This is a genomic window from Serratia sp. DFXYC6, from assembly GCF_057196085.1.
This window is the reverse complement of the sequence record NZ_JBXUNV010000001.1, coordinates 174,884-201,452: the sequence shown is the minus strand read 5'-3', so window position 1 is coordinate 201,452 and position 26,569 is coordinate 174,884. Positions and strand designations below refer to the sequence as shown.

Here is a 26,569-nt window from a genome sequence, read left to right as displayed (position 1 = left end):
GTTTTACGGAGAACCCATGCTGACTAACTCATCCATTCGTCTGAACAAATACATTAGCGAGAGCGGCATCTGCTCACGCCGCGACGCCGATCGATACATCGAACAGGGCAACGTTTTCATCAACGGTAAACGCGCCACCGTTGGCGCCCAGGTATTTGCCGGCGATGTCGTGAAGGTTAACGGTCAGCTGATCGAACCGCGCAATGAAGAAGATCTGGTGCTGATCGCGCTGAACAAACCGGTCGGCATCGTCACCACCACCGAAGACGGCGAGCGCGACAACATCGCCGACTTCGTCAACCACAGCAAACGCATCTTCCCGATCGGCCGCCTGGACAAGGATTCGCAGGGGCTGATCTTTCTGACCAACCACGGTGACCTGGTCAACAAGATCCTGCGCGCCGGCAACAATCACGAGAAAGAGTATCTGGTGACGGTCAACAAACCGGTGACCGACGAGTTTATTCGCGGCATGGGCGCCGGCGTGCCGATGCTGGGCACCGTGACCAAAAAGTGCAAGGTGAAGAAAGAGGCGCCGTTCGTGTTCCGCATCACGCTGGTGCAGGGGCTGAATCGCCAGATCCGCCGCATGTGCGAACACTTCGGCTATGAGGTCACCAAGCTGGAACGCACGCGCATCATGAACGTCAGCCTGAAAGGGTTGCCGCTGGGCGAGTGGCGCGATCTGACCGATGACGAGCTGATTGAACTGTTCAAGCTGATTGAAGGCTCCTCGTCCGAGGCCAAGCCGGCGAAGAAGGCCCCGGCCAAATCCGCTGCGGCGAAAAAGCCGAGCGCCGGCGGGCCGAAAAGCGCCGACAAAGCCGCTGCGCCGGCCGGCCGCAAGCGCTTTACCCAGCCGGGGCGCAAGAAAAAAGGGCGTTAAACGCCTTCCCCCGTTCAGCCCGCCGTTGCGCGGGCTTTTTTATCGTGAAAGTCAGCCACAGGCCGCCACTGAGTTCTCACCATAAAAAAGGCCCGCATCATGCGGGCCCGTCGGTACCAGAGAAGTCTAGAGGGAAAATCAGAACGACCAGCGCAGGTTGGCGTTGACCGAATTAACGCGGGTATCGGCGCCGAATTGCCCCTGATAGCCGACATCCAGCGTCGCAGCGCGCGACAGCTTCACGCTCACGCCGATATCGCCCACCATCACGTTGTCATCCACGGCCTGGCCCTGCGTGACGAACGCGTCGCTGCCGGCAAACGCCATGCGCGATGAGGTGTTCTTATCGCCGTAGGCATGTTGCCAGCCGAGCGAGCCGTAAAGGCTGACGTTCTTCGGCAGTTCGGTCACGCCGCGCACCCCGAGCGTGGAGTAGAAGGTGTTCATCGTTTCATTGCGCACGCTCAGCGCTGCCGCGCCACCCGACTCCTGGAAGCTGTCGGTATGCAGTCGGATGTAGCTCAGGTTGATGAACGGTTCGACGTTCATCTCCGGCTGGCCGAAACGGTAACCCGCTTCGGTGAACGCCAGCAGCGAGTTGGCGTCGTAATCCGACTTCAGCCGATCCGAGAAGCCGCTGAAATCGACGTTGCGCTTGCCTTCAATCTTGTGCCAGGTGTAACCCAACGCGCCGCGCAGCGAGAACGCATCCTGCTGCCCGGCCGCATACAGGCCAAGGTGGTAGTTGTCGGTATCGGCTTTGGAGCGGCGGCTGTCGACATCATAGTCGCCGCGGCTGTAACCGAAGTAGCCGCCGATGCGCACGTTATGGTCCGCCAGTTTGCGATCCGCCCCCAACAGGAAGCCGGTGGTGTTGCCATCCAGCTTGCCCACGTTGCCGTTGCCGCTGTTTCGGCCCCAGGAACTGAAGGTCTGCCCCCAGACGCCGCTGTTTTGCGCCGGCGCCGGTTGCACCAGCGACATCGCCAACGGCGGTACCGGCAGACTGTCGTTGTCGAACAGGCGCAGCATGCGCTGGTTCAGCACATTGAACAGCTGGGTGCTGCCGGCGATCAGGTTAGACTGCATCGACGGATAGACTTCGCCGGATAGCTGATTGAACGCCTCGCGCGCTTCCGGCGCGCTCAGCAGCAGCAGCGAGTTGTACAGCGCCAGCGAAGGTCCGCTCTGCGTCAGCGTCGAGAGCGCGCCAGCGGTATTCCACTGGTTGCCGCTCTCGGCCACCGTTTGGAAAATGCCCGGCTTGCCGCTGCCTGGATTCTCGCCCCCCGGATTTTCCCCGCCTGGGTTTTCTCCGCCCGGGTTCTCGCCCCCAGGATTCTCACCGCCCGGGTTTTCTCCGCCCGGGTTCTCGCCCCCAGGATTCTCACCGCCCGGGTTTTCCCCGCCCGGATTCTCGCCTCCTGGATTCTCACCACCCGGATTTTCACCGCCCGTATCTTTCTGCGCGATGGTCAGATCCACGGCGTTGGCGCTGTGGTTCAGCGCCACATCGAGGAAGGCAGACTTGGAGACCGCCGACGCGAACTGGCCGTCAATGCCGCCGTCCGAGGTCAGAATGCGGTAGCTTTGGCCGGTTTTATAGCTGGTTTGCGGATCCAGCGCCGTCACCTGCACTTTGGCCCGATCGCTGATGGTGGTTTTGCCCGCCACCAGCAGCTGGTCGCTGCGGCCGTCGCCGGCGATATCAACGTCGTAGAAGGATTCGCCGATAAAGTTCAGGTAGCGTTTCAGCGTCAATGTGCCGATATTGCCGTCGCCGGGCGAGATATGACCGCCGGACTGGATCTCGGTCTGGCCCAGCGTGCCGTTGCCGCCCAGCGTGCCGCCGGCCTTGATCGAGGCGGCGCTGCTGTAACCCTGCCCGTTATTGACGTCGGAACCCGCCGTCGCGTTCAGGATCAGCGTGCCGCCGTTCTCGGCGCCGAGGGTTTGGATCTCGAAGATGTCGTCTTCTTTCTGGGTATTGATGTCGCTGGCGATGATGAGCTTGCCGCCGCGCGCGGTGACGTTCGCCTGCAACTCAGAGAGATCGCCGTTCAGCGTCGTGTGCCCGGCGCTGTTGATCACCTCGCCTTCGCCGCTCATCTTGTTGCTGAAAACGTAATTGCCGTCGGTATGGTTAAAGTACACATAGCTGCGGAACAATCCGCCCCGCAGGGCGATCGCCGTCTGGGCATCGATGGCTCCAGCAGCGCCCGCCGCGCCGAGCGTCGGCTCGGTCAACCCGGTGCCGGTGTCCATATTGCCGCGGCTGCCGATAATCAGCGCGCCGCGGTTCGAGCCGGAACCGGTCTCGCCCAGCACCACTTCGTTGCCGCCGGCGGAGAATGTCCCGCCGTCCATGACCGCCAACACGCCGTTGCCGTAATCGCCGACGTTGACGCTGCTGCCGCTGGTAAAGCGCGAGCCGTTGCCGGCGACCACCAGCTCAGCGGTTTTACGCGCGCCCGAGACACCCGCCACCTGGATGTTGCCGACGTTGACCGCAGCGCCGTTCAGCACGTCCAGATCGCCGTAGAGCGTGAGCGCGCGGCCGACGTTCCACTGGGAATTGGCCCCGGTGACCGTGGCTTTCGGGCTCAGCGTATCAGTCTCACCCGGTCCGCTGCCATTGCCGATGCGCGCGTCAAAGGCGGTGTTCAGCACCGCGCCGTCTTCGATCGCCAGCGTGGATCGTGCCCCTAAATCGGTGCCGACACTGAGAAAATTGCTGGTGACGCGAGAACCGGCGCCGGTGGCGATCAGGTGGCTGTCGTAGCCACGGGTGGTGCCGACCACGATCTCTTTCGCGCTGGCCAGCGCGCCGTCTTCAACCCGCAGGGTGCCCCGCCCCAGATTCAGGCCGCCGCGCAGCACGAACTGATCGTTCACCGCGTTCAGCTCGGCGTTCGGCCCGCGAACCGTGACCACGCTGTCGTGAATTTGGCCGTTGAACATCCGGCCGATATTGATGTTATAGGCGCTGATCTTGCCATTCTCGATCAGCAGGTTGCCGCTTTGATTACGGCCGACGTAAACGTCCCCGGTGTAGGCCAATGATTCGGTAATTTTTGAGTCGCCGTCAAAAATGGCATCGTCTGCGCGAGCGAGATCGGCGGGCGCCAGCATCAACAACGGCGCGGAAAATAGAGCGAGGTAAAGTTTGGAAAGCGGTGTTCTAACCGCTAAAGGGTGCGATGTTTTGTCATTCACGGGCTATCTCCGTACTCGTTAGCGTGATGTCGCGAAATTTATTGTTATAGGGAACTCAATACACTAGAGGAGAAGTGAGGCGTTATTTCGCGCACGCCGGTTTAGTGATCGTCGAAGCAAAAGCTTATTGCCCCCCGGCGCTGACGCTCCGACGATGAAAAACCAGGAAGCGGTAATACCGCCCCCAAAGCGAATTATTTATGCGTGACCACCGGTGTACAGGTCGGCGCGCTCAGCGACGGCGAGGAACCTAAAATTCCCGGCATCATCAGCGACGAGCAATCGAAAATGCGGCCTTTTTCCGTGGTGGCGCGATATGAAAGTTTTTGGCCGCCCAGCGCATCCGGCTGTGCGCCATTGACGTTGGTCACGGTAATTTCGTCCGACGATCCCAGCCCCAGCATTTTGGCGGTTTCCGCCTGCAGTAATGGAATGGCCTGATCGGTTTTCAGGGTGGAACAACCGGCTAGCATCATCGTAACGGTTAAAGCGATAAGTGGTTTCTTCATAAATTATCCTTTATAACCAATCAGTTAAAATTACCAATTGGCTTTATGTTTTCTCTTATCCAAATCCTCGAATAATATATTTCCCTTTCCTAAACGAAAAAACCCTCCTAAAGTAGGGAGGGTTGATAATAATTCATCAGACCTATCTGATATTTGAAGGCGAAAGGAGAATCCTTTGGGGCAGGATTATGCGTTGGTCGTTGATGACCATCCATTGGTAGCAAGCGGCATCGCCAATTTTCTCAGCACGCATTGCCGATTCAAACAGGCGCATGTGGTGACCAATGAAGAAAATTGCTACCGCCATATTAGGGAAAATGGCCCACCGCGTTTACTGGTGATCGATTTTTGGCTTTCTTCCGGTACAGCGTTGAAATTACTCAAAGAAGTAAAGCAACTTTACCCTCAGGTGCGGATCTTGGTGGTCAGCGGCGACGAGAATAACGATATCTGGCAGAAAGTGCACACTGCCGGCGGGCATGGATTTGTATTAAAAAACGAACCACCTGAATTATTCGCCAGGGCGGTTTTTGCGTTGAATAATAATCAGGATTGGTTCCCTGACGGTAATGAAACCTGCATTAAAAGCCATCATGAGCACTTAAATAAGTTCAATTTAACGCCGAGGCAAATCGACGTATTAACTATGATGCTGCGCGGCCTGCCAAATAAAAGAATTGCGACGCAACTGTCTATTTCCGAACCCACCGTCAAAGAACATATCAGCAATATATTGAAAAAGATCGGCGTCAACAGCCGGGTGGAAGCCATCACGCTGTTGCACGGCAAACGGGATCCGTCGTCATGAGGTTTTTCCAGCATTTACAAAATGATGGCATCTCCCCACGCGCGCAGATCCGCCTGCTGGACAACACCTTCATGCGGCTGGTGTTCAGCTTTACCGCCGTGCCTTTCGTCGGCATCCCTTTCGCCATCTGGATTTATTTGCTGGGTGATGAACTCGGCCCAACCATTGCCTGGATCATGGTTTACCTGCTATGCGCCGTGGCGATCCGAATATGGCACCGTCGCTACCTGCATGAGGCCAAAGAAAATGATGAAGACACCGTGCTGCGCCGCTGGCTGCCGCGCATTAATAAGGTGGCGTTTATTCACGGGCTGGGGATCTCATCACTCTATTTAATTACGCCGCAGACCCATAACTTTGACTTTTTTCTGCTGCTCAATATCAGCATCGCCGCGATCGTCGCCGCCAACGCAACGCACCTGACGCCGGTCATCAGCACCTTTACCCGCTTTTTCTTCGCCTCCTGGGGGCTGCTGAACCTCGGCATCATCTGGCGGCTGGAAGACGTGATGTTCATCGTGCTGATGCTGAACTTGCTGTACGGCTTCGCCATTTACCGCCACGCGTTAACCTCGCATGCGTTCTTTATTCAGCAGGCGCTGCTCGAAGAACAAAGCTCGCGCCTGGCGGAGCAGTTCCGTCAGGCCAAAGAAGAGGCGGAACAGGCGCTGCTGGATAAGAACCAATTCCTGACCACCGCCAGCCACGATCTGCGTCAGCCGGTGCACGCCATGGGTTTTCTGATCGAGGCCATCATCCACAAAAACCGCGACGACAGCCTGACGCCGCAGCTGCTGGATCTGCAGCAGAGCGTGCGTTCGGTGCATTTGATGTTCAATTCGCTGCTCGATCTCAGCAAGATCGAATCCGGCAACGTGCGCACCGCCGCCACCCATGTGGATATCGGCGCCCTGCTCGACTCGGTGGTCACCCTGTTCCGCGAAGAGGCCAACAGCCGCGCCCTGGCGCTGCGCACCTGGCGCCCCAGACGGCGTATCAGCGTGATGGGCGATCCGCTGCTGGTGCGGCAATCGCTGATCAACCTGATCCAGAACGCCCTGCGCTACACGCAACGGGGGGGCGTGCTGATCGCCATCCGCCCGCGCGGCGCCGAGTGCCTGGTGGAAGTGTGGGACACCGGCGTGGGCATCGCCGACGAAGAGAAAAGCAAAATCTTCTCCCCTTACTACCGCCCCGAGCTGGCGTGGAAAATCGACAGCGCCGGCCACGGGCTGGGGCTGGCGGTGGTGGCGCGCTGCGCCAAGCTGATGAAGGTGAAGTACGGCATGCACTCCGTCGAAGGCAAAGGCTCACGCTTCTGGATGCGCTTCACGCAATACATCGGCGAAGATAAAGCGCCGGAAACCGCCGCCGCCTACGACAACACCGCCACGCCTACCCGCTATGCACCGCTGCGCGGCGCCTGCCTGGTGGTGGACGACGATCCCTTGGTGACCTCCGCCTGGGAGAGCCTGATGAGCACCTGGGGCATCACCGTGCGCTGCGCGGCCTCCGCCGAGGAAGCCTTCGCCATTGTCGACGGCGGCTTCACGCCGTTCGCCGTGCTGTGCGACCAGCGCCTGCGTTCCGGCGAGAGCGGCTTCGACATCCTGCAGGCGCTGTTCGAACGCCTGCCGGACGTGAGCGGCGCGATGGTCAGCGGCGAGTTCAATTCGCAAATATTGCAAGAGGCCGAGCAGGAAGGCTATCTGGTGCTGCGCAAGCCGCTGGAGCCGGCCAGGCTGCATGCGCTGCTGACGCAGTGGGGGGCCGGCTAGCGCATATTGAGGGCTATCAGGCCATGATTAAACGCTTAAACAGCAGCTGCTGGATATCCGGCCGATGTGACAATGGAGTCAATACAGCGCCTTACGGTACGCGTGTACTCCAAGGCCACCCGCTGTTCCATTGCAATCCCTTAATGCTGAGCACTGTAGTGCTTAAAGCCCATCCAACAGCGGTTCCTTCGAGAATACGCGCCCTTCCGCTTTATCCTTCTCTGACAGCGTCAGCAATTTCAGCAGAGCAATGGCGTTCTCTCGCTCCTGCTGCTCATAGGATTCTATAACGTAGTTGATGGTCTCTACTTTCATTATGCCCCCTGGTGCTACCAATCATACCAAGGTCCGAACATAGGCCATATTTAGACCACAAACAATAATCTGCTTTACCCATGACTGGAACCAGGCGGAAAAGATATGGCCATATAAAGAAAAACCCTCTGTAAAAACAGAGGGCTTTAGTCACTAAGGCCTGGTTACTAACAGGCTGCAGGAAGTGTTAAATCACTCCCACTCAATTATTTACAACAACAATAAGCTATTGATTTTATTGATTGATGTAATGGTATTTAAATCTTCATACCGACTTTAATACCGTCACCAGAAAAACCAGCTCAGTTTTTGCACGCCTCATTGGCAGCTACCAGCTCTCTTTCGTAGCCTATCCTCTGGTGTCGCTCAGCACGCAGCGCTCGCATCTGGACGTCGATAGTAGCACCGATAGGCAACTGGTCAACAGCGAACGCCGGGCGCGCAACGTCTGCCGTTTTGCACGGCACGGCGATCGGGACTTTTACTTCAACATATGACGGCGCCGGCGGCACGTTCGAGCAGCCGGCCAATGCCAGGGCGGAAACCATGAACAGACTCTTCATTGTGCACGTTCCCGGCGCAGCTCTGCGTCAAACGCAGCAGACGCCGCTGCACACACCTCGCCAGTGGTTCGCTCTGCCATCACCGCATTGGCCTTTTCATAATCGCCACGGGCCTGCTCGCGGGCTTTTTCCTGATCAGCCTTGGCCTTGGCCTCTCTCTCGGCTTGTTCACGCTGCAGTGCCGTTATGCCAGCGTTCTGGCTGTCGATCGTCGCCGCCTGCTGCCTGCCGGTATCGCGGCATTGCGTCAGCGCATCGTTGAGCCGGTCAATCGTTGGCTGGTAGTGTCGAGCTGCCAGCCAGGCGCCAGCGCCGGCAATGGCTGCCAGCGCCAGCAGGATCACCACCGCAGATGTTATTTTGCCAGACATAACGTGCGCTCCTTGTCACGGCGGATTACCAGGCCGTTGAGCTTTACGCCGCCGGCGTATACCCAGCGCGGGAACTGATCGCAGGCGGCCACAGTTTCCCCCTGGCGGAACAGCCGGAACATCGTCGATTTCTGCATCGTCGCGCAACCAGCATTAAACGTGATGCTCACCGCCGCATCGAATGCACCCTGCCGCAGCTTGTCACCGGCGGCGTAGCGAGTAACACACCGCTCAGCCACAAGGATGTTCTTTTGCCAGTCCTCGGCGATCTGCTGCTCTGTCTTGCGCACGCCTTGTTTAACGCTGTGCGTGTTGCCGATGCCATCCGTCCACACATCAGCGGGACATTTGTACGGGTCTCGGCGGCAGCCCTCTGCATTGCCGATCAGCTCAAGCCCAGCGTGGCTGGTCTTCACTTCGCCACTCGACAGCACCAGGCCGATGATTACCGCTACAGAACAGACGGCACCGGCGGCACCGGTTTTATTCAGCTTGCTCATCGGCAATCCTCCCCATGCGTTCGCGGCGGCGATCCTCGCGAATCTTGAAATACAGGTTCATTAGCCAGGTAAGAAATGCGAAAAACAATCCGCCCAAAACTCCAATCGCGGCCCATTGCTCAGGCGAGTATCCATCAAGCAGCTTGGTAAACCAGAATGCAGCGCCACCACCGGAGGCGCCATAAGAAATACCTGTCGTGATTTTATCCATTTTCATGGCTCCACCCCGCTTTCGCGGTAAATTAATTACCGTCGGTAATGTAAGCCCAGTGAGATAACTGCTCTCTACCTTCATCGCTGAGCGCCCACTCCACCGTGGCTGTTGGGGTTTCTTCATATGCGATCAGCATTTTGTATTTCACATAAATTTTTTCTGGCTTCCCATTTTCAACAGTGGGGAGTTTGTCAGAAAACGAAATCCAATCACGGTTGTCAGTCGCGCTAATATCTGAATATTCAGTCATGATTAATCCTGTTAATAAAAACGATTAGATGTCGTTACAGCGTTTAGCGTCGCCCCGCCTTGTGCCAGCGGAATCGCCCCCTCACAGCCCACCCACGTTGATATTGCACCGCCTGAAGATGGTTCAGCGTAAACAGTCGGCTGCCCAGTCGACGAGTTATTCAATATGTAGTAGTTGGAGCATGCAGACTGGTTTGAAGAAATCTGCATGACGGGCCGGGTCGCAGTGGACAGATTTGATAAATGAGCAGAAGACGGAGCACGGCCGCCAGGGCGAACCCAAACAGCCATTCCGTTGATGTTGTTACAGGTTATAAATCGAATGGCGCTTTTTGCGCGCTGTTCAACAAAAACCCCCGATCCTGAGCTAGAGCCTGAACCATTTATGCGGATCTCGCCGATTGACGCATTAGCATTTCGAATCTGGCACGCTGTATTCCCAAGTGGGATATTGGCGTTATTGAAAATAATCCTGTTGATAGAGCAGCCGGCACCAGGCTCGATATACATGCCGACGTGAAGTGAGTTGTTCACAACAAAATCGCCAACCGTTGAGCCAACGGTATTAATGTTTAAACTCAACTGCTCTTTGTGACAGTTGTTTAGCTCTGCATAATCTAACGTGTGGCGCTCTCCACGGATAAACAGAACACCGTAGGCGGATTTTTTTGATGTGATTCGACCAATGTGATTTCCATTGCCGTTGTATATGGCGACATACGGCTTGTTTCCCTGCACCAGCGGGCTATCGTCTTCAAAAATACTCTCGCCCAGCTCGATCTCACCAACGCTGCAGTTATCCCCAGAGAAGCCGACACCCAACGAAGACCACTGATCTGCCTTGTAGTATCCAACCCGGTTATTGCTGCCGAGTGGGTCACCGTCAACCGGCGCACCGAATATGACGCACCCACCGCAGATGTATCCTGGCTCTGGGTTGCTCCCAGGCAAACCCGCCTTTTTAGCATGGCACCATTCGACGCTGTTATAGTTCCCCTTCATCAGCAATGTGTCACCGCCAGAGTGGCCAATGTTCACTCGCCCGATTTGGTTGTACAGGCCATACGTCGCCACAGGGTTATCGCGGACGTTGTCAAAGAACAGATCTCCACCGTGCCCTGCGTACCCCCAGAACTGGGTGCCGTCGCATGAGATATCCGTCATCTCAATGTTGTAAATGCTGCTGTGATCGCCGGCAGGGAATCCAACGAAGTTTTTCCCCTGCTCATATACAGTGTCCACGCTGCCAATGCTGCGAATTTTCCCCGGGCCGACAATGTGGTAATACGAAATTGCTGGCGACTCGAGCGGCGCCGGCGATCGGAATACCGGCTGCATGTGATTTGCGAAAATAGTTGCGCCGTTGAAAACGAATTTCAGGCGCTGCATGTTGTTCGAAGGCATGTAGATCGTACCGTCGCAGCGATACTCCTTTCCGGCCATCAAATGGACTTCGCGCATTGTCGCCACGGCGGCGGTAATCTGTGGAGTCCAGTCCCCGTCATCAGGCACGCCAAACATTTCAGGGGTCACGTAGCCGATTACATCGCGCACGGTGCTCTGCCCCATGCCAATGCGGTCAGCGCCATCTGCACCAGCCAGCACAATCAGAACGTCTGATGCTGAACCGGATTCAGGCAGCACGGTAATAGGGTTTCCGAAGTCATCAAACGCCAGGAGCTGGCGCCTGCGGCTGCCGATTGCAGGGATAACACGAACGTAATTTTCAGGAACCCGTAGCGTGCGCTTAAAATACCCATCGCCAACCGCATCAACATAACCCTTTGTGGCAGCATCCTGCTGGCCAATAGGATCGGCCATGTTTGCAATGCGATTCCCTTTCGCGTCGTAATATTTTGCCAGCCAGTTAGGCTTCCTGAGCGCCAATCCAAATTTACTAAGTGCCTGCTGGATCAGCATGGTCAGCTTATCCCATGCATCCTCATGCACTTCAGGGAAGAAGTTGCCCTGGTTGCGAACGTCAGCTTCTTGGGTGACAGGAAGCTCTCGCTCGATGCTGATCTGCCAGTTGCTGGCCAGCGCACTGACAAGCTTTACCTTGCCTCCGTTACGACTGCCGGCGCCGGCAACCGTGTAATCGGTATTTAGCACCAGTGTGCGGATGTTTTCTGTTGTGTCCGCGACAGTAACAACAAGCTCATCCGCAGAAAACACACGGAAGCGATAGTCAAAATCTGTCGTCACCCCGTTGCCGGTGTATTCCTCTCGGCTTACCTCTGTTGATACGGTCATCTCTCTAATCCCATTTGCTCACATAAAGAGCATTCTAGCGCCTACCAATCCATACATGAATTTAATTATGTGTTATATTTAATTTTGTTACCTTAATGGTAATTCAAGTTACGCATATTGCTAAACTAATCATTTTTATATATGGTTATTTATACAGTAGTTACAGGCTGAGCGAGGTGCATTAAGCAATGAAGAAGTACAGCTACCCGGCCAGCAGGATGCTGGAGAAAAGCGTTAATACGCGCGAAGGGATCGCGGGATTAGCTAAGGCTTCACTACTGGAAACGCTGCTGAAGGAACTCGATGATGACGGTTCAGAGATCGGCGGTGCTATGCTGGAACTGAATGCCCTAGTGAACTATGTCACACAAAATGAAAAAATGAAGGAACAAATCAAAACACATTCGCAATTTATTACTCACCAGTTGTGCTTGTAAAAAAGCCCCTTAAGGGGGCTTTTAAATATCATCATTCCTCTTTACCAATCCAATCAATAATCTATATATTCTTTTTGCGGGCGTTATTATCAAATATACCAGAGCCATAGAAAAAACAAAAAAAGCAAGTTGTAATACAAAGAAAACGCAACGAACAATAGACTTTAACAAAGAAAACGCATCACCAAGCAACGTCCTGTCACTGTAGACAAGGTCCTTAGTAATTGCATCTGAAATCAGGTTCGTTCCAATTGCCGTCGATATGAATGGGAATATATATAAAAACGCTGCACCTTTTAATGAGAAAGTTTTGACAAACCCTTCATCTAGCTGGATTGTTTTAGCCTCAACAACAGTATCATTAAATGAGTTAATCAAATAAAAAAGACAAAGTGAATTGGCAATAAGCATAACCCCAGAAAAAATCACAGAGTATCTTGACGAACTCTTACGCACGCCAAGAAGTACAATCGCAGTGAATATTACAGATGCAATAATTAAAAAATCTTGCATGGCAGAAATGCCAGCCTGAAAGCTCTCTTTATCCATGTTTTAATACCAAAAATACATTAACTAGATTAATGATATATCATCCTTACAAATTAAAAAATAACCAAACAGGTAATGACACGATGGCATTATTGATAACTAGTTACCTTAATGGTACATTTACATCTTCGCTAAACTGCGCCATAGTGATAGCGCATCAGCAAAATCTGATGCCGGGATTGGCGTCCCGAAACCTACTAAACGGCGCACATGACACGCGCACAGCGTGTTTTTTTGTTTGTGCGGCACGGCTACACCCTTCAATGGTGGGCTGGGCAGGGGCATCGAAAGATGCGCCGGTATCCGTTTAGGCCGGTACGCCAACCTTGTTCAGCTCACCACCAGGCAATTGGCGTTGCCGGCGGTGATTACACTACTAAACGGAGTAATCGCTATGACCATCACACTTCCAACCTCTGCCCCTGAAATTTCTGTTATCCACGGTAAACCAGTTACTACCTCCATGGGCGTATCCTCATTCTTCGGCAAACGCCACGACAACGTTTTGCGCAGCATCGATAACCTGGAATGCTCAGGTAATTTTCGCGCCCTCAATTTTGAGGAGACATCAATATCCGTCTCACAGCCGCGTGGCGGCAACCGTGAAGTGCAAGCATTCAACATGACCAAGAACGGCTTCGTCTTCCTGGTGATGGGCTTCACCGGCAAGAAGGCGGCGCAGTTCAAGGAAGCGTATATCGCGGAGTTCGACCGGATGGAGAGCGAGTTAGCCAGCCAGCACTATGGCCACAACACGCTTGGCGATCTGACCGGCACCGCTAACCTGTCTGCCCTGGTCGACAAGCTGCAGCAGATCATCCATGAAGGCGAGTTCATCCCCGCGGGCAAGCGGCCGAACTACAGCCTGCCGGCGAACCGGAAGCACGAAGCGACAATCATCCGCGACTTCCTGAGCAAAGATGACAGCAGCACCCTGCTCACTCTGCTGGAATGGCTGCGCGCCGATGGTTTCGATGTGTCGGCAGCCGATCGGGAGCTGAACATTATCCGCGGTTACGTCGGCGGTATGCGCCGCGCGCTGGGTGACATCCAGACCCACGCCCGCTACATCGACCACGCGATCGGGAAGATGTGAACCACGCCGCGCCGGTGCTCTGCCGGCGCTCAAACGCTCGCTTTCCCGTTGTTGTGTCAGATACCTCAAGGTATGAATTCGCGTTGCATATTTATCGCTCAGGCTATACAGTAGTAGTATTCGATTACCTTTTTGGTAATGCGATTTTGAAAAGATGTAACTATACAAGAGGTTTACCATGGCTACTCTCAAAGCAAGAGCTACGAGAAATCAAGAAGATGCGATTAAATGCTGGGATGAAATCGGCAGCGTTATCCTTGGTCGTGCCAATAAAGATTCTGCTGGCGATATGGCATACCGTCCTGGTACGTCGTTTGACGACTTTAAGGCTGCCTTTCGCTCAAAGAGGTAACAACCTTAAGGGGTAGCATTGAAGTTCAAGGCAAAAATCGCTGAAGGGTTCAAGCACGGAAACAGCAACACTGATTTTGCAGTAGACGGTCCACACCTTACTGATGATGAAATCAGAGTAATTCAGAAATTCATGGAAGATATTGCCCAAGGAAACCCATTAAGAGGCAAGAACAAACCTTCATGGGTTGATGATGATCATAACTTCATTCCTGGTACCGAAGGTTACAGAGAAGAAAACTACTGGCATTATCACTGCGGCCCAGCTTGGAAGAAGTTTACATTCAGGGGTTTTACATATGATCTGAAATTTAACCCTGGTGGTGAACACTCAAAAGAGTGCATCCATTATGCGAAAATATCTGAAGACCAGATTAGTATAGTTGGTTATTCAAGGGATCATCTACCATTCAAGCTTTCAAGACACAAAGATAATCCATTCTTCTCAGAAGAAGATGATGATGAATAAGCCCGCGTTGCGGGCTTTTTTTGTTGCCTATTGAATTATTTCAGGATGAATAAATGGCCGCCTCATTATTAGAATTAGTTATTCCTGCATCGGTATCTGTCGTTGTTGCATGCGGAACTGTTATATGGACGGTAAAATCAAATAGAAAATTAGAAAATGAAAAGCATTTAAAACAAAAAAAGGAAGAGTTATTTACATTTTATCTTGACTCTTTATCTATCGCTTATGATTTATATCAAGCCTGCCATGACGAGACGAAAGTAACCTCCATTGCTAATGGTGTAAGAGAGACTTTAAAAAACAACTTATTGAAAATTAAAACCCTGTCAACTCTGTATTTCCCATCGCTGGATGGGATTGTTCTTCAGGACGCATCAACATATACCCATCGCTTGATAAAAGACATATGCGAAGGCAGATCGCCAGAAGAAAAAAGATACAATGAAGTATTGCGCTATATGAACAAGTTACATGAAAAAATACTTTCTTTAAAATGGTGATAAGATGGACAGCACACTTCTCGGGGCGTTGATTGCTGCTACAATTGCGGCATTGGTATCGTGTGGGGTTGCATTATGGACTTCAAAACAAAACAGGGATCTAGAGAATAAAAAAATTCTAGCCATTAAAAAAGAAGAGCTATATAGAGCATGCATTGATTTTCATCACTCCATGCTATTATATCTAAATGCCACTCTATCTCCTTTGCACAGAGAAAGGTCTCTGTATGATAAGGCGGGTGCCCTTAAAGAAGAATCAAACGGAAAGATTGAAATAATTATCAATATTTATTTTAATTCAATTGATATATCTACAGTGAAAAAACTGGCAGCTGAATTCGAAGGAAGATATGTATCCCTTGCCAGAAGGCATTTTGAAGAGAAAAATAAAGATAAAGACACTCCTGACAACCCGTTATTAAATGATATTAAATTTTACGACAACGCATCCAATGCTTATGATAAGCTGGCGGAATCAATAAAAATATTAAAAAAATCAGTTAGAGAAATAAAAATATTTTAATTTCCCATTTAACAAGCCCCCTAGCGGGGCTTGGTGGGTTAGTTATTCAGACAGCTCATTATACTTGGCATCGTCATAGCTCTTACCGAATTTTGACCAGCAGTATGAGTTCAAACTTTCTTTGTACTTAGCTGCTTTTCTTGCATTTAAAATCCAATTCACCCCACAACCTAGCAAAGCTAAGATTATGAAAACAGTTTCAAAATCAATAAAAAAACCAACAAAAACCATGTAAGCGACAAGCCCAACGGCAACTAAAACTGTTATTGACCTTCCATTTCTTGCTGACGTTTCCACTCGATTTAATTCCGAGTTAAATAATTTTGCTTGTTCTATATCCATATGCGCCTACTTTAGTTGTTCTTCTACCCGGTTCAAAAGCGGGGATATGTAAAACAGGTTTTGATATGGTAGCAACTTCCTGACCGCATGTGTCTGCTTGTCGTCAAATTCTCCGTTGAGCACACCATTGGCGATCACTGCCCCATCGCCGGCCATGTCGAACGTTGGCCCCAACAGAGCGCCGATTGCGTTACGACTCTGGAAGCGGGATACCGGCGGCGCGCCAAACATGGCGCCAAGGCCGAACCGGCCGCCGCTGAGATTCTCCACGGCGTTCAGCGGTTCTGACAGCCAGCCGATCATGCCGGCGCGGTCGACACCCTCTTTCACCAGGTTGTTAGGGCTGTAGTCGATATCACGGCCGCTAAGCTTTTGCTTCATAACGTAGACCATTGCGCCGAGCGCTATAGTCCCCATGGCGCCGAGATAGAACGATGCATCGCCCTGCTGGATGCCGGAGGCAATCACGCGGTTGTGCTGCGCGAAAATGAACGTCTTGAACTGCAGGATCATCTTGCCTACTTCATTGCTCATCATCAACGGCGTATCGCCAACGCCTGGCGTTACAACGGTAGAATCAACATCTTTCAAAACGGCAGACTGGAAAGCCTCACGCACTGCTCGATCGTCCCACAGGTGGCTATGGCCAGTCAGAAGCCCATCCATATCCTCACCATGTTTCGCAAACTGATCACCAATACGGCGCAACATGCTCTGATCGATGCCAACTTGGGCCATCTTTCTGATTTCCTTCTGCGGAACTTCCTTCCCAGTTGCCAACAGCTGTGCATTGTCCAGGATACGGGACTGAACGATAAGGCCGGACCATGACTTCAGGACGCTATTCCACTGGTTCATCAGCGTCCAGTTACCAAATTTCTGCGTCCCCCAGTTAAGCCCACGCTCAAAAGCAGAGCGCCGGCTGTATGGATCAGTGAGATCAGCAATGGCCTTCGTTCTGGTAGACAACACATAATCCAGGCCGACAGCCATTTCACGCAGGTCTTTGGTTGCCACTTTCACCGCGGCCATGTTTCGGAGCATGGCGCCCATTGGCCGAAGTGATTTGCTTAAACCGTGCTGCATGACAGGACGCATCAAATCGGTGGCGGCCGATATTGTCATTCCACCCAGCAGGCGCAGGAAGTTGACGTTTCGCGCGACACGGCCAGCACGAACAAAGAAGCTTCGCGGGTCCTTTGGCGCCCCATACGTACCGATCAACCTGTCTCGCATTGCCTCAATGTCGCGAAGGTCAGCTTCACGTTGCTTCTCCAGTTTCGCACGTTCCTTCGGCGTCTTGGCATCTTTGATCAGTTGAGTGTATTCCTCAGATACCTGTCGGATCTGCTCACCCATATCCTTGCTACCGAATTGCGCGGTTAGTTCGATCTCCGGACCAACCTGGCGCAGATAGCTTTCCATGACGTGGTTGATGTCAGACTCCAAAAAGTCCTCAATCCGTTCGTCTGGGATAAGCAGGCTTCGGCTCTTAGTGAAGCCAGCTCGGCCGATTATTTTTTCAGGCAGCAGCTGAGCGGGAACCAGGCCAGAAGGAGCGCCAATAATCTTGTTGACGATTTCATCTGCGGCATCCTCTGCTTCCTCTCGTGAAAGAGGCTCCATTGCCTTCAGCGCGCGCTCACGGCTTGCATTCAGTCTGGTCGTGGAGTTGGCCTTCTTTTGCAGCTTGCGCAGCTCTGAGCGGTGCTTGCGTGGATTATCCAGCAACTCAAGATGGCGCTGCAGGGTTGGAAGCTCCTCCTTTGCCCTGGCAACGTCATCCAGCTTGGTGCGCAAGTCAGAAACCTCTTTGTTAATCCGGGTGATCAGCTTCTGATTTCTGGCTGTGGCCAGTTGCGCCTGTTGCTTCTCCAGCCTGGCTGTTAAGTCCTGCTCCTGGCCGATCAATTTAGTCCTGTTGCCAACCTCATCCATAAGTTCAGTTTTACGGCCAGACCATGACTCTGCCGCGGCAATTTCATCAGCCAATGCTTTTGCGCGCGGCTCGGCTTCTGCAGCAGCAGACAGACCTGAATCGATCTTCTCAATGCGCGCGCCGGCAGCATCCGCACCTTTTGCACTGATGCCCTGAATCCAGTTGGCAATGCGCCCTCGGAACTCAGTGCGATCAGAGAGAATTTTGTCGAACTTATAAATGCGAGGCAGGTAGCTTTGCGCCGTTGATACGTCGACATCCTCAGGCAGAATGCCAAGTTCCTGCATGCGAACCTTTGTCGCTTCGAACATTGGCCGAATCTGAGCAGCAGCCTGTGCCACTTCAGGAATGTCACTCTGATCGCCGCGGCGCATCGCCATGCCAACGGCCTCGTTGAAATCAACAAAGTTCATTCGCTTACCGCCGGCGGCGCGGATGTTTTTGCTGTATGCCTGATATGCGTCCTTGGTAGACTCCATCTGCTTATACAGCATGGCATCATATTGCTTGATCTTAGTTTCTGCCGCGGTGAACGTTGCCAACCCTTCATCGTTCTTCGCAAAGAAATAGTTGTTCTCTGCCAGTTGCTGATTGATTGCCCGCGACGCGCGGGATGGCGATTGAGCCAGGCGGCCGCTAGGATTAACACTCAACGTTTTGTTGATTAACCCAACACCTGCAAGCTGTTCCTGATCCAGCGTTGTGTTGAAAACCTGCGCCGCGCCGATGCTCTGCGGCGAATCATTACCACGTAGGTTACTGGAAACCGCTTGAAATACCGCGGTACGCTGTCCGGCACCGGCAAGCAACTGCGCCCCAGCCCCGAGTATTCCGCCAACCATAGCGTCAACGGCAACGTTAGCTGCGCTCTCATCCAATGTCCGAGTTTCCTGGGTGGCGCTAAGCGCAGCCTCGGACGCGATACCGCCGACGGCATTGGCAAGGGCAAACCTACCTGCAGTAGCCGCAACCTCACCGCCGCGCACCACCGCGCCGGCAGGGACAAACATCGACGCCAGGTTGATAGGATCGATAAGCCCCATCGCCAAGCTTGATATTGTCCCGGCTCCGCCAGTTTCTGAAAGGTATTGCCTGTCCTGCATCTGCTGATCGATACGCTGCTTTATAGCGCGCGTCTCGTCAGGAGAGCCGGCATCAATGAATGAGTCTGCGTAATCCTCATATCCTTTAATATCGGCCGCATTATTGTCGAAAGGGTTATACCCATCAACCTTGTCAAACTGGCTGAATGGCGCAGTGGCAATGAAACTTCCCAGGGAGTTATCAATTCGGAAGGCCGCATCACGACCGCGCTGAACCTGCTGATTATCGGTGAATGGATTCAACGCAGAAAGCAATGACGGCGTTTCCATATATGCAGAACTATCATCAGGCTGAGGTATGCTCTGTACATCAGCAGACAGCAGATCATCAGGCTTCATCTCATACGTTGGCATTACTGACCTCCTGCGGTGATGTTGCTCGGCAGTTGGTTGGCAATGCCGGCGCCAAATGGTTTAGTAAAATCAGGCGGTGTATATCCTTGCTGGCTTGTGAATGCCGGCTGTTTTTCTTCCTGCCGAGCAGCGCGCGCCGCATCAACCCTATGTTGCTGGATATCTATAGTTTGCTTGTACATAGGCGAGGTTTTTTGCTCTGGCCTGAATCGCAACGGCATGCCATTTTCGCCGTAGTACGGGCGAACATCGTCATAGCCTTCTGCGTTCTTCTGGCGAACCATAACGCTGTAACTCTGATCGCGTGGCGTAACAGCATCGGGAACCAAAACCAAATCGGTATCATCGCGCGCGCCGCCAAACGCGGAACTTTTCAAAGCTTTTTTCTCTTCCTCCCACTGGCCTTTGATCCAGTTACCTGAACCGTTAGTCACACCATAAACAGCTTCGGGCGCATACTTCATTATTTCTTGCTGCCCATTGATGGTAGAAACCGCCCATACCTTACCAATCATGGCATTAGTCATGGCTTTGGCTTGATCTGCATCACCGCCGGTTTGTGCAAAATTCGCATCGTAAATGGCTAAGTAGTCACGCTGGTAAAGCTGGTTGGCTTTTCCTGGATCAGTTAATGTTGGCGCGCCTATGCCTTGCCAATTTGGAGACATGTTATCGATATTGTCCTGTGCAGCTTTGGCTCGGTTCTTGATGTAATCTTTGTCCCGCACCTGTTGGCTAATCATCTGCTTCAAGCGATCGTCCTGTTGATAGACCTGGTTGTAGGCCATATCGACCGCTTTATCTGCAGGCACGCCGGCGCGGTCATAGGCATAAACTTTCGAGTAAAACGCCATCGCGCCTTTATCAACTCCTGTGGCCGCAGCCGGATTGTTGTCAAAAATCTGTCCGTACATCTTGGCCATAGGAACAACGACAGCAGGATCGCGCGATGTTGCCCCAGCGGTGAGCATCGTCTTGATCTGCGTCGGCAGCATGCCAGATTTAGTCGTTATCTCTGCAACCTGGTTCAAGCTGTCGGCGTTGTTGATATTGAAACCGGGGGCAACCTTTTGATCAAAGTAATGATCAGCTGCTGCCTGATTGTTTTTGTCGTTCGGGTCAAGGGGGAAATTATTTTGCAAGGATGAAGAGAATCGCGCGCTCCCCTGGTTCTTTTCCCATTCCGCATCGAGCTGCTTAAACTTCGCCTGCATCTTGTCCCAGCGCTGCTGGTTTGCTGCAAAATTCGATGCATTCGGATCCGTTGGTCGCAATTGCTGAAGCAGGTCATCACGCGCGCCAGGAGTCATGTTTTTAGCAGCGGCAATCGCAGCGCCATAGCGCAACTGATCCTGCATGTCCTGCCACTTACGCAGTCCAACCTCAGGGGTCTTTGCCGAATTGATAAAAGCCTGCTGACTTGGGACGTAATCCGGCTGCAAGCCCTCGTCAGTTGCGGAATAAATATTTTTTACCTGTTGGTCAAGCGCATCAGATTGCTGCGCCCGGTATTGATTCTGCATTGCCTGCATCTGGCTAAGGTAGGATGCTTGATCGGCAGGACTTGAAATATCGAACGCCAGATCACCAGTGCGTCGCTTTGAGTTCGGAAGAGCCGTGATGCCGATAGCGGCACGGACTCCGGCACCAATTTGTTCGTCGGTATAAGGTTGGCTGCCGTTCTCATGATTCACAATGCCGGCACAAAGCGCTGCCAAGGTGCGTGGGTTGGTAACATCTATTTGCTGGTCTGCAGCAACGCCGAGCTGATCACAAATGGCTTTAATATAAGCATCCGTTTTGTTCTCCTTTGGGGGCGCCCAGCGGGTAATAATTTCGCCAACAGTATCTAATCCGTGTTTCTGGTAATAAGTAAGAAGGTTCTTACCCAGCGCCCTGATCCCATGCTCCGGCGTCTCAAACTTGGCAAAGCGTCCATCGCTGCCTGTCTGCCCTTCCCATGGATTTTTATCACTGGCCTCAATGTTGCCAGGGTTGTTATTTCGCAGACCTCGCGCAGCAGATGAACTTCCATGCGCAGTGAATCGAGACACACCGCCAAGGTCTGACGGCTCCCCATTACGATCAAGGTATTGTTGGAACTTTCCAGAAGCTACACGCGCACGAAGAACTCCACGCCCCAACCCTTCACGATATTCATTCCAGTTGGCTTCAATCTCTTCCGGGCTTTGCCCATGGGCCTGTCCGTAAGAAACTATCTGATTGCCACCAAGAGTTAACGAACTACCGATAATCTCCTGATTGTCATAATTATCACTGCCCTGCCTTTGCAGATTAGACAGCATTCCAGTCTGCTGATTTGCCTCAAACTGCTGTCGTTGCCCTACTTCGTATTGCCGAGCGCGATTAGCCAGAGGCTGGCCAGCTATTTGGAACTGATTTCTGAATCGCTCTTTAACCGGGCCGTTTGGAATCGAGTCAAAGGCAGCGCTGGCCATCTGGCTTAGTTGTGCGGCCACCTGCTCACCCTGCCCAATAGCATTAGCGCCCTGCTTAGTGATCAGTCCGGTCTGTGGGTTATTGATCAGGTCATCAGCATCTTGCTGATACTTCAACATGGCATCTTGCGCGAACGCTAGATCCTCACGCTCACGCTGCTGCTGATAAACATCCAGGGCATTGGCGCCTACATCTGCCAACGCTGTAAAAGCGTTGTCTTTGGGGATACGCAAATCTTGCGTGTTAACTGGCGCCGCTTGAGATTGCGATTGGCGCTGATATACCGGTACTGTAGGCATCATTCCCCCTTAAAACGTGAATGCGTTAGAGCCGTAGCGACTGCTGCGGGCATTGCTAAACATGTTGTTGCTGGAACCACTACCGGCTTTGGTAGCTGGCTTATCAAGCGCGCCAGAAGATTTATAAGCACCATATGCGGTAAGTGAGGAATTCAGGATTGTCGTTGCCGCGCCAAGGTTTGCCGCGTTGCGGTCGATCTGCCCCTGGGCGCGACTAACACCAGCCTGGAAGTTAAGGCCAGCAGCCTGGCGCTCTGCGTTATTGACGGTGGTCAGAGCATCAAGCTGGCCGCCGGCCGCTGTATCGCCGAAGATATTCAGCGCACTTCCGCTGGTCATGTCAGTTCCGCCGGCGCCGAAGGCTGCAGCCTGCTGCCCCTGTAGCTGGCGTGTCTGCTGGCGCTGCTGTGCAGCCTCCGCATTGCCCGCATTAATCGTGTCGCGCGCGGCGATCTCTTGCGCATCTGCGTTGGCGTTGGCGATCTTGGCCTGCTGCCGTCCCTGCTGAACTTGCCCGTATGCACTCACTGCCGCCAAGGCAAGAGAGGCACCTGCGATAATCGTGGTTGGCTCACACATGATCACCTCGTCTCATTTCAAATCTGTGGAATGGAAGCCCGGCGCGGCCAACGGGCTGCGCTTCATGGATGGAGAACCCTAGCCAGTGCAGCCAGCATTTAGCCGTGGTGTTGCGCGCGTCGACGTAGTTTTCCAGCTCTGGATAATGCTGCAGGAAAAGACGCAGAACTGGCCGGCACCGGCGGAGGAAAGTGGCCTGGTATCGTTCAATCAGGTCAGAACCCACCAGCCACGGAACCCCAGAGCCGGTAATCATTGACCGCGGTGCCACGCCGAAGATGGTCACCACCTCGCCATTGATCAGCCCAGCGAAGGCAAATGCCGAAGTGCGCAGCGCCAGCTCAAGAACCTGCGCCGGCGTCTTGCCGCTCATCGCCTCGAACTCATCAGCGTCAGCCTGGCGAACGTGCGGCAGAAGTGCCGCAACGTGTTCAATAGTGGCCTCGACAACTTCAACATTGCGCACTAAATTCCTCCTACGGTTACGCGCGGGATAACTGCGAGAATGGTCATCGGCAGCGGGTCGTTCTGTTCCACAATCAGCCGGCCGTTCTTGCTCCAGTTGGCATCCAATTGTAATTCAATGGTTCCCGTCTTCGGTTCGACCGGGTCATCATAAAATTCGTCATAGCGCTGGGCGTATTCGTACATATCGCCGCCTGGAGTACCGGCAAACACACCGCGCGATTCATTCACCAGCAACGATGCGGCCGTGAAGAGTTTCTTCTTATCCAGCAGTGTTTCGTTGCCGTTAAGGTTAACGTCTAGCGTTTCAATGACCGCGGCGATCGGCAGTCCTGCATGCACTACAGCGCCAGCCTTCTCCAGCGTAATGGCGCCAGCATTGACAACCTTCTGCGGCTCAACGTTGGCATCTGACAAAATGCTCACGGCCTGGCCTTCGAGATGGTCAAGCCCTAAGAATGACGCGCGCGCCATGCTCCAGTCGCTGACCGGGACACCACGGAACTGCGGAGGCACATTTCGGTTACTGGTAACGGTTGCCTGGTTTCCACTTGCGACCGAACGGATCAGTAACTTCAGCACCTTGCTTACATCATCCTCGACATAAGGCATGTGGATTTCACTGCCAACATCACCTGCCATGAAGTAACTGGCGCCGGCCACCGTCAGCGTCATCTCTTCGTCGTATGGCCAGTCACCTGCACCACCGGTCAGAGTCATAGTTTTGCTGGCATCACGGTTCCTGCCGTCATATGTCAGGCCACAGTCAACGAAAAAGGCATCGTCCATAACATCGTATAGGCGGCTCTGCATGCGCTCGATATAGCGTCGTTGTTGGCCATTGATGGTGCGATCAACCACGCAATAGAGCGCGTCTTCGTTTCCTTCGGCAATGCTGCACACTGATTCATAGCGGCCGGCGCCCGGGTGTAAGTGCCATGCTGCTACCTGCTGATCGCGGAGGTAGGTTAATCCCAACAGCGCGCCGTCATTGCGCGTACACCAAACTATCGACATAGGCGTGATGGAGAACGCCCAATCGGTAATCTGGTATCCGATAAAGAAGTGGTTAGCGAGGATAGTCAGGTCAGAACCCTGGAATCCGTCGACGTCGAACGAGTAGGCCAGGTCGCGCACCGCGCCGCCCTTCTGCTGGATGAATAGCGCGACGTTGCTGATCGCAATAGGCTGCACGTGGCTGGCGCCATTCTGCCCCTGGCTGGAAAACTGGAATGCCGACGGGGTTAGCGTTCCTTGCTGGTTGCCGTTCACCTTGTACTCGCCACCGCTGGTTAGCGCGACGAGGGATCCGACATCGATCAGATGACGAATTTGGTTGAGCTGGCGCCCGGCGTAGGTATAGGTGATCGCATCATCATCAACGGTTGGATTTGATGTACCGAAATCCTTATAGTCGCCGCTGCGGCTGGTCCACACGGTTTGCGGTTGACTGCGTGAACCGGCAAACATCAAGCGCTGCTGGAAGTACACGACGGTGCCAGGGTAGCCGGCGTCACCATTCCAGGCATAATGCGCCCACTTGTATGTTGCTGACTCGGCGCCCACCACCTGACCAGGTAATTCAATCTCTCCATCCTTACGGATCACTACTTCAGCGGTGGCGGTCATCCCGTCGCCGCTTACGGAAGTAATTCGGCAAATGCCTCGGCCGGAATGCAAGTAACGCCATTTGACGCCATAGGCATCAGAACCGGCTACAGCCCAGCCGTCCCAGCTATCACCAGTTGTATGAGTTGGCGCCACCGGGCCAGTATGTCCTCGCTCGCCAGCATCAACGCAACGATAATAGTTCTCCTGGTATCGGCAGATATTCCCAACGCTAACCTGCTCACCGGTAACCCAGCGTCCGACCGTGTCGACATTCTTCTGCTCCATGTAGAACAGCTTGCCAACATGCCAGCTTTTGAAGATCGATGCACTGGCTGTAAGGTCTACCGTTCCGCTTGTCGCGCTGGCATAGACAGTGATCGACTCGTCAATGTTCACGTTAGCGAACGGACCGCTGACTGTGGCCACCTCTGCAGTGCGCCAGTCATCGTGCGCATAGCGTTGGATTTCCATGGGTGGGTAGTTCGGGTGGCAAACTGTCATCACGTCTGCACTCTGCGTATACTTCAGCAGATCGATATCTGCAGCGGCCCACGGCGTCGTTACGTCGACAGGCTGGCCGGCACTGGCGCCGGATGAGTAGACAACCTGCGCGCCATCCATAAACACGCGGAAGTAATGATCGCCGACCTCGAGCACATAGGTCTGCTCAGTGTTGAACTGGAACGGGATCAGGCGACACTTGCGATCGGGAAACTTTGCCGGCGCCACATAGCGAGTTCCCGGCCGGTTCTCAACGCCGCCATATTGGCGCACGATGAAGTTACGGCAGCGGCGCAGTGAAGTCTGATATTTCTCCAGGTCGACGCGGCCGTAAAGGCTTGGCGATACCTCGCCACCGGCAAAGGACGGTTGAATTAGGCTGGTTGTCATTATGATGCCCTCGCGTCGGAAACCTCAGACCACGGCGCCGGCGGCTCCTGGGTTTCATTCATGCTCAGCGTTGAAGCAGATGAAATAGTGAGTTGGTATTTCTGCTCGGCACGATTACCGAGACTGGCATCGCCAGTGATCTGCATGTTGATTTCGGCGGCCAGGCGCCAGCTAAGTGCGTCGCGGAACTCTGCGTCAAACATGTTGGGGTCGGTGACGCGTGTCACGTAGCGCAGCCATGCTTTTGGCAGGTCAGTCAATATCAAACGGCCAGTGCCATTCTCATCAGAACCAACTTCATACGGCACGCGCTTTTCTGGCGTAATAAAGCGCGTGCCGTCTGGAGAGACGATCGCAACAATGCGCAGGCAGTCCACTGGGTAGCGGTAGCTGAATTGCCAATCAGGCTGTTCGATATCCAGATCGGCGAGCGCCACGCGCTTTGTGGCGAACCTCCACGGAAAATCAGCCAGCACCGCATCGCGGCAGTCTTCATAAAACAGCGAGCATACCGCCGCTTCTTTGCTCTTTTCCGTCAAGCTGGCAATAACTCGGCTGTTGCCAAGCCGACCAAGCGCCACGTTGCAGATCTGGATAACGGATGCCATCACTCGCCTCCCGCATCGCCATAAAGTGTGTCAGCAGCAGAACGCTGCGGCGCGGCCGCCGGCTCGATGCCAATATCGGTGAACTGCAGATCAACACTGCTTTCCGCTTTATCACCTTCTGTGCGGGTGGAAACAGACAGCACTTTAGCCAGGCCGCCAATTGTCAGTGATTCGCCAACCTTTGGCAGTGGGATCCCCAGCTTTTCCAATGTGTCATTGTTCAGCGTGAAGCGAAGCCCCCACGGATATTCGTCGCGAGTCTCCGGCTTTCCGCCTTCGCTTTCGTATGTGTCTGTGCCGATCTTGAGGTTTACGGTTTTCATGCGAGGAC

At 53.5% G+C, this 26,569-nt stretch carries 26 protein-coding genes and 1 pseudogene; 9 read left to right on the top strand and 18 right to left on the bottom strand.

From position 1 onward, the window contains the following. Positions 1–16 precede the first annotated feature (16 nt). Entirely contained in the window at positions 17–886 is an 870-nt protein-coding gene (gene rluF / locus AC2CGQ_RS01065; RefSeq protein ID WP_021504493.1) for a 23S rRNA pseudouridine(2604) synthase RluF, read from the top strand. A gap of 138 nt (positions 887–1,024) precedes the next feature. On the opposite strand, the gene AC2CGQ_RS01060 is transcribed toward rluF, so the two are convergent. Further along, positions 1,025–4,102: an autotransporter outer membrane beta-barrel domain-containing protein gene (locus AC2CGQ_RS01060; protein WP_484593424.1), complete on the bottom strand. Its 3,078-nt coding sequence runs from the start codon at positions 4,100–4,102 to the stop codon at positions 1,025–1,027. A 194-nt stretch (positions 4,103–4,296) separates the two neighbouring features. Then, positions 4,297–4,611 (bottom strand): lipoprotein, encoded by a 315-nt coding sequence (locus AC2CGQ_RS01055; protein WP_004941478.1) that lies wholly within the window; start codon positions 4,609–4,611, stop codon positions 4,297–4,299. 175 nt (positions 4,612–4,786) lie between these two features. On the opposite strand from AC2CGQ_RS01055, the gene AC2CGQ_RS01050 reads away from it, so the two are divergent. Then, a complete protein-coding gene (locus AC2CGQ_RS01050; RefSeq protein ID WP_015378765.1) occupies positions 4,787–5,419 on the top strand; it encodes a response regulator transcription factor in 633 nt (210 codons plus the stop codon). Continuing rightward, positions 5,416–7,197, top strand: a complete 1,782-nt coding sequence (locus tag AC2CGQ_RS01045) for a hybrid sensor histidine kinase/response regulator (protein WP_075684620.1) — start codon at positions 5,416–5,418, stop codon at positions 7,195–7,197. The genes AC2CGQ_RS01050 and AC2CGQ_RS01045 overlap by 4 nt, the downstream gene beginning before the upstream one ends. Positions 7,198–7,359: 162 nt before the next feature. On the opposite strand, the pseudogene AC2CGQ_RS01040 reads toward AC2CGQ_RS01045, so the two are convergent. The 7 genes and pseudogenes from AC2CGQ_RS01040 to AC2CGQ_RS01010 form a co-directional block, all read right to left on the bottom strand. After that, a pseudogene (locus AC2CGQ_RS01040) lies at positions 7,360–7,491 on the bottom strand (type II toxin-antitoxin system Phd/YefM family antitoxin); the annotation flags it as partial. Positions 7,492–7,814: 323 nt separating this feature from the next. Next, complete coding sequence (locus tag AC2CGQ_RS01035) at positions 7,815–8,075, bottom strand: hypothetical protein (protein WP_033632351.1); 261 nt, start codon at positions 8,073–8,075, stop codon at positions 7,815–7,817. Continuing rightward, positions 8,072–8,446: a hypothetical protein gene (locus AC2CGQ_RS01030; protein ID WP_197667149.1), complete on the bottom strand. Its 375-nt coding sequence runs from the start codon at positions 8,444–8,446 to the stop codon at positions 8,072–8,074. The genes AC2CGQ_RS01035 and AC2CGQ_RS01030 overlap by 4 nt, the downstream gene beginning before the upstream one ends. Further along, positions 8,431–8,946: a lysozyme gene (locus AC2CGQ_RS01025; protein WP_484593423.1), complete on the bottom strand. Its 516-nt coding sequence runs from the start codon at positions 8,944–8,946 to the stop codon at positions 8,431–8,433. The genes AC2CGQ_RS01030 and AC2CGQ_RS01025 overlap by 16 nt, the downstream gene beginning before the upstream one ends. After that, positions 8,930–9,163: a class II holin family protein gene (locus tag AC2CGQ_RS01020; protein ID WP_033632348.1), complete on the bottom strand. Its 234-nt coding sequence runs from the start codon at positions 9,161–9,163 to the stop codon at positions 8,930–8,932. The genes AC2CGQ_RS01025 and AC2CGQ_RS01020 overlap by 17 nt, the downstream gene beginning before the upstream one ends. A gap of 25 nt (positions 9,164–9,188) precedes the next feature. Next, positions 9,189–9,410: a hypothetical protein gene (locus tag AC2CGQ_RS01015; RefSeq protein WP_049234926.1), complete on the bottom strand. Its 222-nt coding sequence runs from the start codon at positions 9,408–9,410 to the stop codon at positions 9,189–9,191. An 11-nt stretch (positions 9,411–9,421) separates the two neighbouring features. After that, positions 9,422–11,662 (bottom strand): hypothetical protein, encoded by a 2,241-nt coding sequence (locus tag AC2CGQ_RS01010; RefSeq protein ID WP_484593422.1) that lies wholly within the window; start codon positions 11,660–11,662, stop codon positions 9,422–9,424. Between the two features lie 188 nt (positions 11,663–11,850). Here AC2CGQ_RS01010 and AC2CGQ_RS01005 point away from each other — a divergent pair, with 188 nt between their 5' ends. Beyond that, on the top strand, positions 11,851–12,099 hold the full coding sequence (locus AC2CGQ_RS01005; protein WP_147838760.1) for a hypothetical protein: 249 nt from the start codon (positions 11,851–11,853) through the stop codon (positions 12,097–12,099). 21 nt (positions 12,100–12,120) lie between these two features. Here the strand turns inward: AC2CGQ_RS01005 and AC2CGQ_RS01000 are convergent, their stop codons facing one another. Further along, complete coding sequence (locus AC2CGQ_RS01000; RefSeq protein ID WP_484593421.1) at positions 12,121–12,648, bottom strand: hypothetical protein; 528 nt, start codon at positions 12,646–12,648, stop codon at positions 12,121–12,123. A 394-nt stretch (positions 12,649–13,042) separates the two neighbouring features. Here AC2CGQ_RS01000 and AC2CGQ_RS00995 point away from each other — a divergent pair, with 394 nt between their 5' ends. From AC2CGQ_RS00995 to AC2CGQ_RS00975, 5 genes are all read left to right on the top strand, one after another. Continuing rightward, positions 13,043–13,744, top strand: coding sequence for a Rha family transcriptional regulator (locus AC2CGQ_RS00995; protein ID WP_484593420.1), 702 nt, complete (start codon positions 13,043–13,045; stop codon positions 13,742–13,744). Between the two features lie 178 nt (positions 13,745–13,922). After that, entirely contained in the window at positions 13,923–14,096 is a 174-nt protein-coding gene (locus AC2CGQ_RS00990; protein ID WP_175606869.1) for a hypothetical protein, read from the top strand. An 18-nt stretch (positions 14,097–14,114) separates the two neighbouring features. After that, a complete protein-coding gene (locus AC2CGQ_RS00985; RefSeq protein ID WP_484593419.1) occupies positions 14,115–14,564 on the top strand; it encodes a hypothetical protein in 450 nt (149 codons plus the stop codon). Between the two features lie 53 nt (positions 14,565–14,617). Then, complete coding sequence (locus tag AC2CGQ_RS00980; protein WP_484593418.1) at positions 14,618–15,064, top strand: hypothetical protein; 447 nt, start codon at positions 14,618–14,620, stop codon at positions 15,062–15,064. A gap of 4 nt (positions 15,065–15,068) precedes the next feature. Next, positions 15,069–15,587, top strand: a complete 519-nt coding sequence (locus AC2CGQ_RS00975; RefSeq protein ID WP_484593417.1) for a hypothetical protein — start codon at positions 15,069–15,071, stop codon at positions 15,585–15,587. A gap of 42 nt (positions 15,588–15,629) precedes the next feature. Here the strand turns inward: AC2CGQ_RS00975 and AC2CGQ_RS00970 are convergent, their stop codons facing one another. The 8 genes from AC2CGQ_RS00970 to gp10 are packed head-to-tail and all read right to left on the bottom strand — an operon-like array spanning position 15,630 to position 26,561. Continuing rightward, complete coding sequence (locus tag AC2CGQ_RS00970) at positions 15,630–15,929, bottom strand: hypothetical protein (protein ID WP_414104817.1); 300 nt, start codon at positions 15,927–15,929, stop codon at positions 15,630–15,632. Between the two features lie 6 nt (positions 15,930–15,935). Further along, positions 15,936–19,325: a hypothetical protein gene (locus AC2CGQ_RS00965; protein WP_484593416.1), complete on the bottom strand. Its 3,390-nt coding sequence runs from the start codon at positions 19,323–19,325 to the stop codon at positions 15,936–15,938. After that, the gene (locus tag AC2CGQ_RS00960) at positions 19,325–22,084 is read right to left on the bottom strand and encodes a hypothetical protein (RefSeq protein ID WP_484593415.1); all 2,760 of its coding nucleotides are present in this window, start codon (positions 22,082–22,084) and stop codon (positions 19,325–19,327) included. The genes AC2CGQ_RS00965 and AC2CGQ_RS00960 overlap by 1 nt, the downstream gene beginning before the upstream one ends. Positions 22,085–22,093: 9 nt before the next feature. Beyond that, on the bottom strand, positions 22,094–22,663 hold the full coding sequence (locus AC2CGQ_RS00955; RefSeq protein WP_484593414.1) for a virion core protein, T7 gp14 family: 570 nt from the start codon (positions 22,661–22,663) through the stop codon (positions 22,094–22,096). Then, positions 22,656–23,129, bottom strand: coding sequence for a hypothetical protein (locus AC2CGQ_RS00950; RefSeq protein WP_484593413.1), 474 nt, complete (start codon positions 23,127–23,129; stop codon positions 22,656–22,658). The genes AC2CGQ_RS00955 and AC2CGQ_RS00950 overlap by 8 nt, the downstream gene beginning before the upstream one ends. After that, positions 23,129–25,630, bottom strand: coding sequence for a phage tail protein (locus AC2CGQ_RS00945; RefSeq protein WP_484593412.1), 2,502 nt, complete (start codon positions 25,628–25,630; stop codon positions 23,129–23,131). Before AC2CGQ_RS00945 ends, AC2CGQ_RS00950 begins: the two co-directional genes overlap by 1 nt. Next, positions 25,630–26,238: a phage connector family protein gene (locus AC2CGQ_RS00940; protein ID WP_484593411.1), complete on the bottom strand. Its 609-nt coding sequence runs from the start codon at positions 26,236–26,238 to the stop codon at positions 25,630–25,632. The genes AC2CGQ_RS00945 and AC2CGQ_RS00940 overlap by 1 nt, the downstream gene beginning before the upstream one ends. After that, positions 26,238–26,561, bottom strand: a complete 324-nt coding sequence (gp10, locus tag AC2CGQ_RS00935) for a capsid staple protein (protein WP_336062264.1) — start codon at positions 26,559–26,561, stop codon at positions 26,238–26,240. Before gp10 ends, AC2CGQ_RS00940 begins: the two co-directional genes overlap by 1 nt. Between the last annotated feature and the right edge of the window lie 8 nt (positions 26,562–26,569).

Coding starts and splice junctions, on each gene's coding strand:
- AC2CGQ_RS01005 (WP_147838760.1), top strand. CDS start 11,851: ATGAAGAAGTACAGCTACCCGGCCAGCAGGATGCTGGAGAAAAGCGTT.
- AC2CGQ_RS00955 (WP_484593414.1), bottom strand. CDS start 22,663: ATGTGTGAGCCAACCACGATTATCGCAGGTGCCTCTCTTGCCTTGGCG.
- AC2CGQ_RS01000 (WP_484593421.1), bottom strand. CDS start 12,648: ATGGATAAAGAGAGCTTTCAGGCTGGCATTTCTGCCATGCAAGATTTT.
- AC2CGQ_RS00965 (WP_484593416.1), bottom strand. CDS start 19,325: ATGCCAACGTATGAGATGAAGCCTGATGATCTGCTGTCTGCTGATGTA.
- AC2CGQ_RS00980 (WP_484593418.1), top strand. CDS start 14,618: ATGGCCGCCTCATTATTAGAATTAGTTATTCCTGCATCGGTATCTGTC.
- AC2CGQ_RS01055 (WP_004941478.1), bottom strand. CDS start 4,611: ATGAAGAAACCACTTATCGCTTTAACCGTTACGATGATGCTAGCCGGT.
- AC2CGQ_RS01045 (WP_075684620.1), top strand. CDS start 5,416: ATGAGGTTTTTCCAGCATTTACAAAATGATGGCATCTCCCCACGCGCG.
- rluF (WP_021504493.1), top strand. CDS start 17: ATGCTGACTAACTCATCCATTCGTCTGAACAAATACATTAGCGAGAGC.
- AC2CGQ_RS00960 (WP_484593415.1), bottom strand. CDS start 22,084: ATGCCTACAGTACCGGTATATCAGCGCCAATCGCAATCTCAAGCGGCG.
- AC2CGQ_RS00995 (WP_484593420.1), top strand. CDS start 13,043: ATGACCATCACACTTCCAACCTCTGCCCCTGAAATTTCTGTTATCCAC.
- AC2CGQ_RS00975 (WP_484593417.1), top strand. CDS start 15,069: ATGGACAGCACACTTCTCGGGGCGTTGATTGCTGCTACAATTGCGGCA.
- AC2CGQ_RS00990 (WP_175606869.1), top strand. CDS start 13,923: ATGGCTACTCTCAAAGCAAGAGCTACGAGAAATCAAGAAGATGCGATT.
- AC2CGQ_RS00940 (WP_484593411.1), bottom strand. CDS start 26,238: ATGGCATCCGTTATCCAGATCTGCAACGTGGCGCTTGGTCGGCTTGGC.
- gp10 (WP_336062264.1), bottom strand. CDS start 26,561: ATGAAAACCGTAAACCTCAAGATCGGCACAGACACATACGAAAGCGAA.
- AC2CGQ_RS00970 (WP_414104817.1), bottom strand. CDS start 15,929: ATGGATATAGAACAAGCAAAATTATTTAACTCGGAATTAAATCGAGTG.
- AC2CGQ_RS01020 (WP_033632348.1), bottom strand. CDS start 9,163: ATGAAAATGGATAAAATCACGACAGGTATTTCTTATGGCGCCTCCGGT.
- AC2CGQ_RS01015 (WP_049234926.1), bottom strand. CDS start 9,410: ATGACTGAATATTCAGATATTAGCGCGACTGACAACCGTGATTGGATT.
- AC2CGQ_RS01010 (WP_484593422.1), bottom strand. CDS start 11,662: ATGACCGTATCAACAGAGGTAAGCCGAGAGGAATACACCGGCAACGGG.
- AC2CGQ_RS00945 (WP_484593412.1), bottom strand. CDS start 25,630: ATGACAACCAGCCTAATTCAACCGTCCTTTGCCGGTGGCGAGGTATCG.
- AC2CGQ_RS01030 (WP_197667149.1), bottom strand. CDS start 8,446: ATGTCTGGCAAAATAACATCTGCGGTGGTGATCCTGCTGGCGCTGGCA.
- AC2CGQ_RS01025 (WP_484593423.1), bottom strand. CDS start 8,946: ATGAGCAAGCTGAATAAAACCGGTGCCGCCGGTGCCGTCTGTTCTGTA.
- AC2CGQ_RS01035 (WP_033632351.1), bottom strand. CDS start 8,075: ATGAAGAGTCTGTTCATGGTTTCCGCCCTGGCATTGGCCGGCTGCTCG.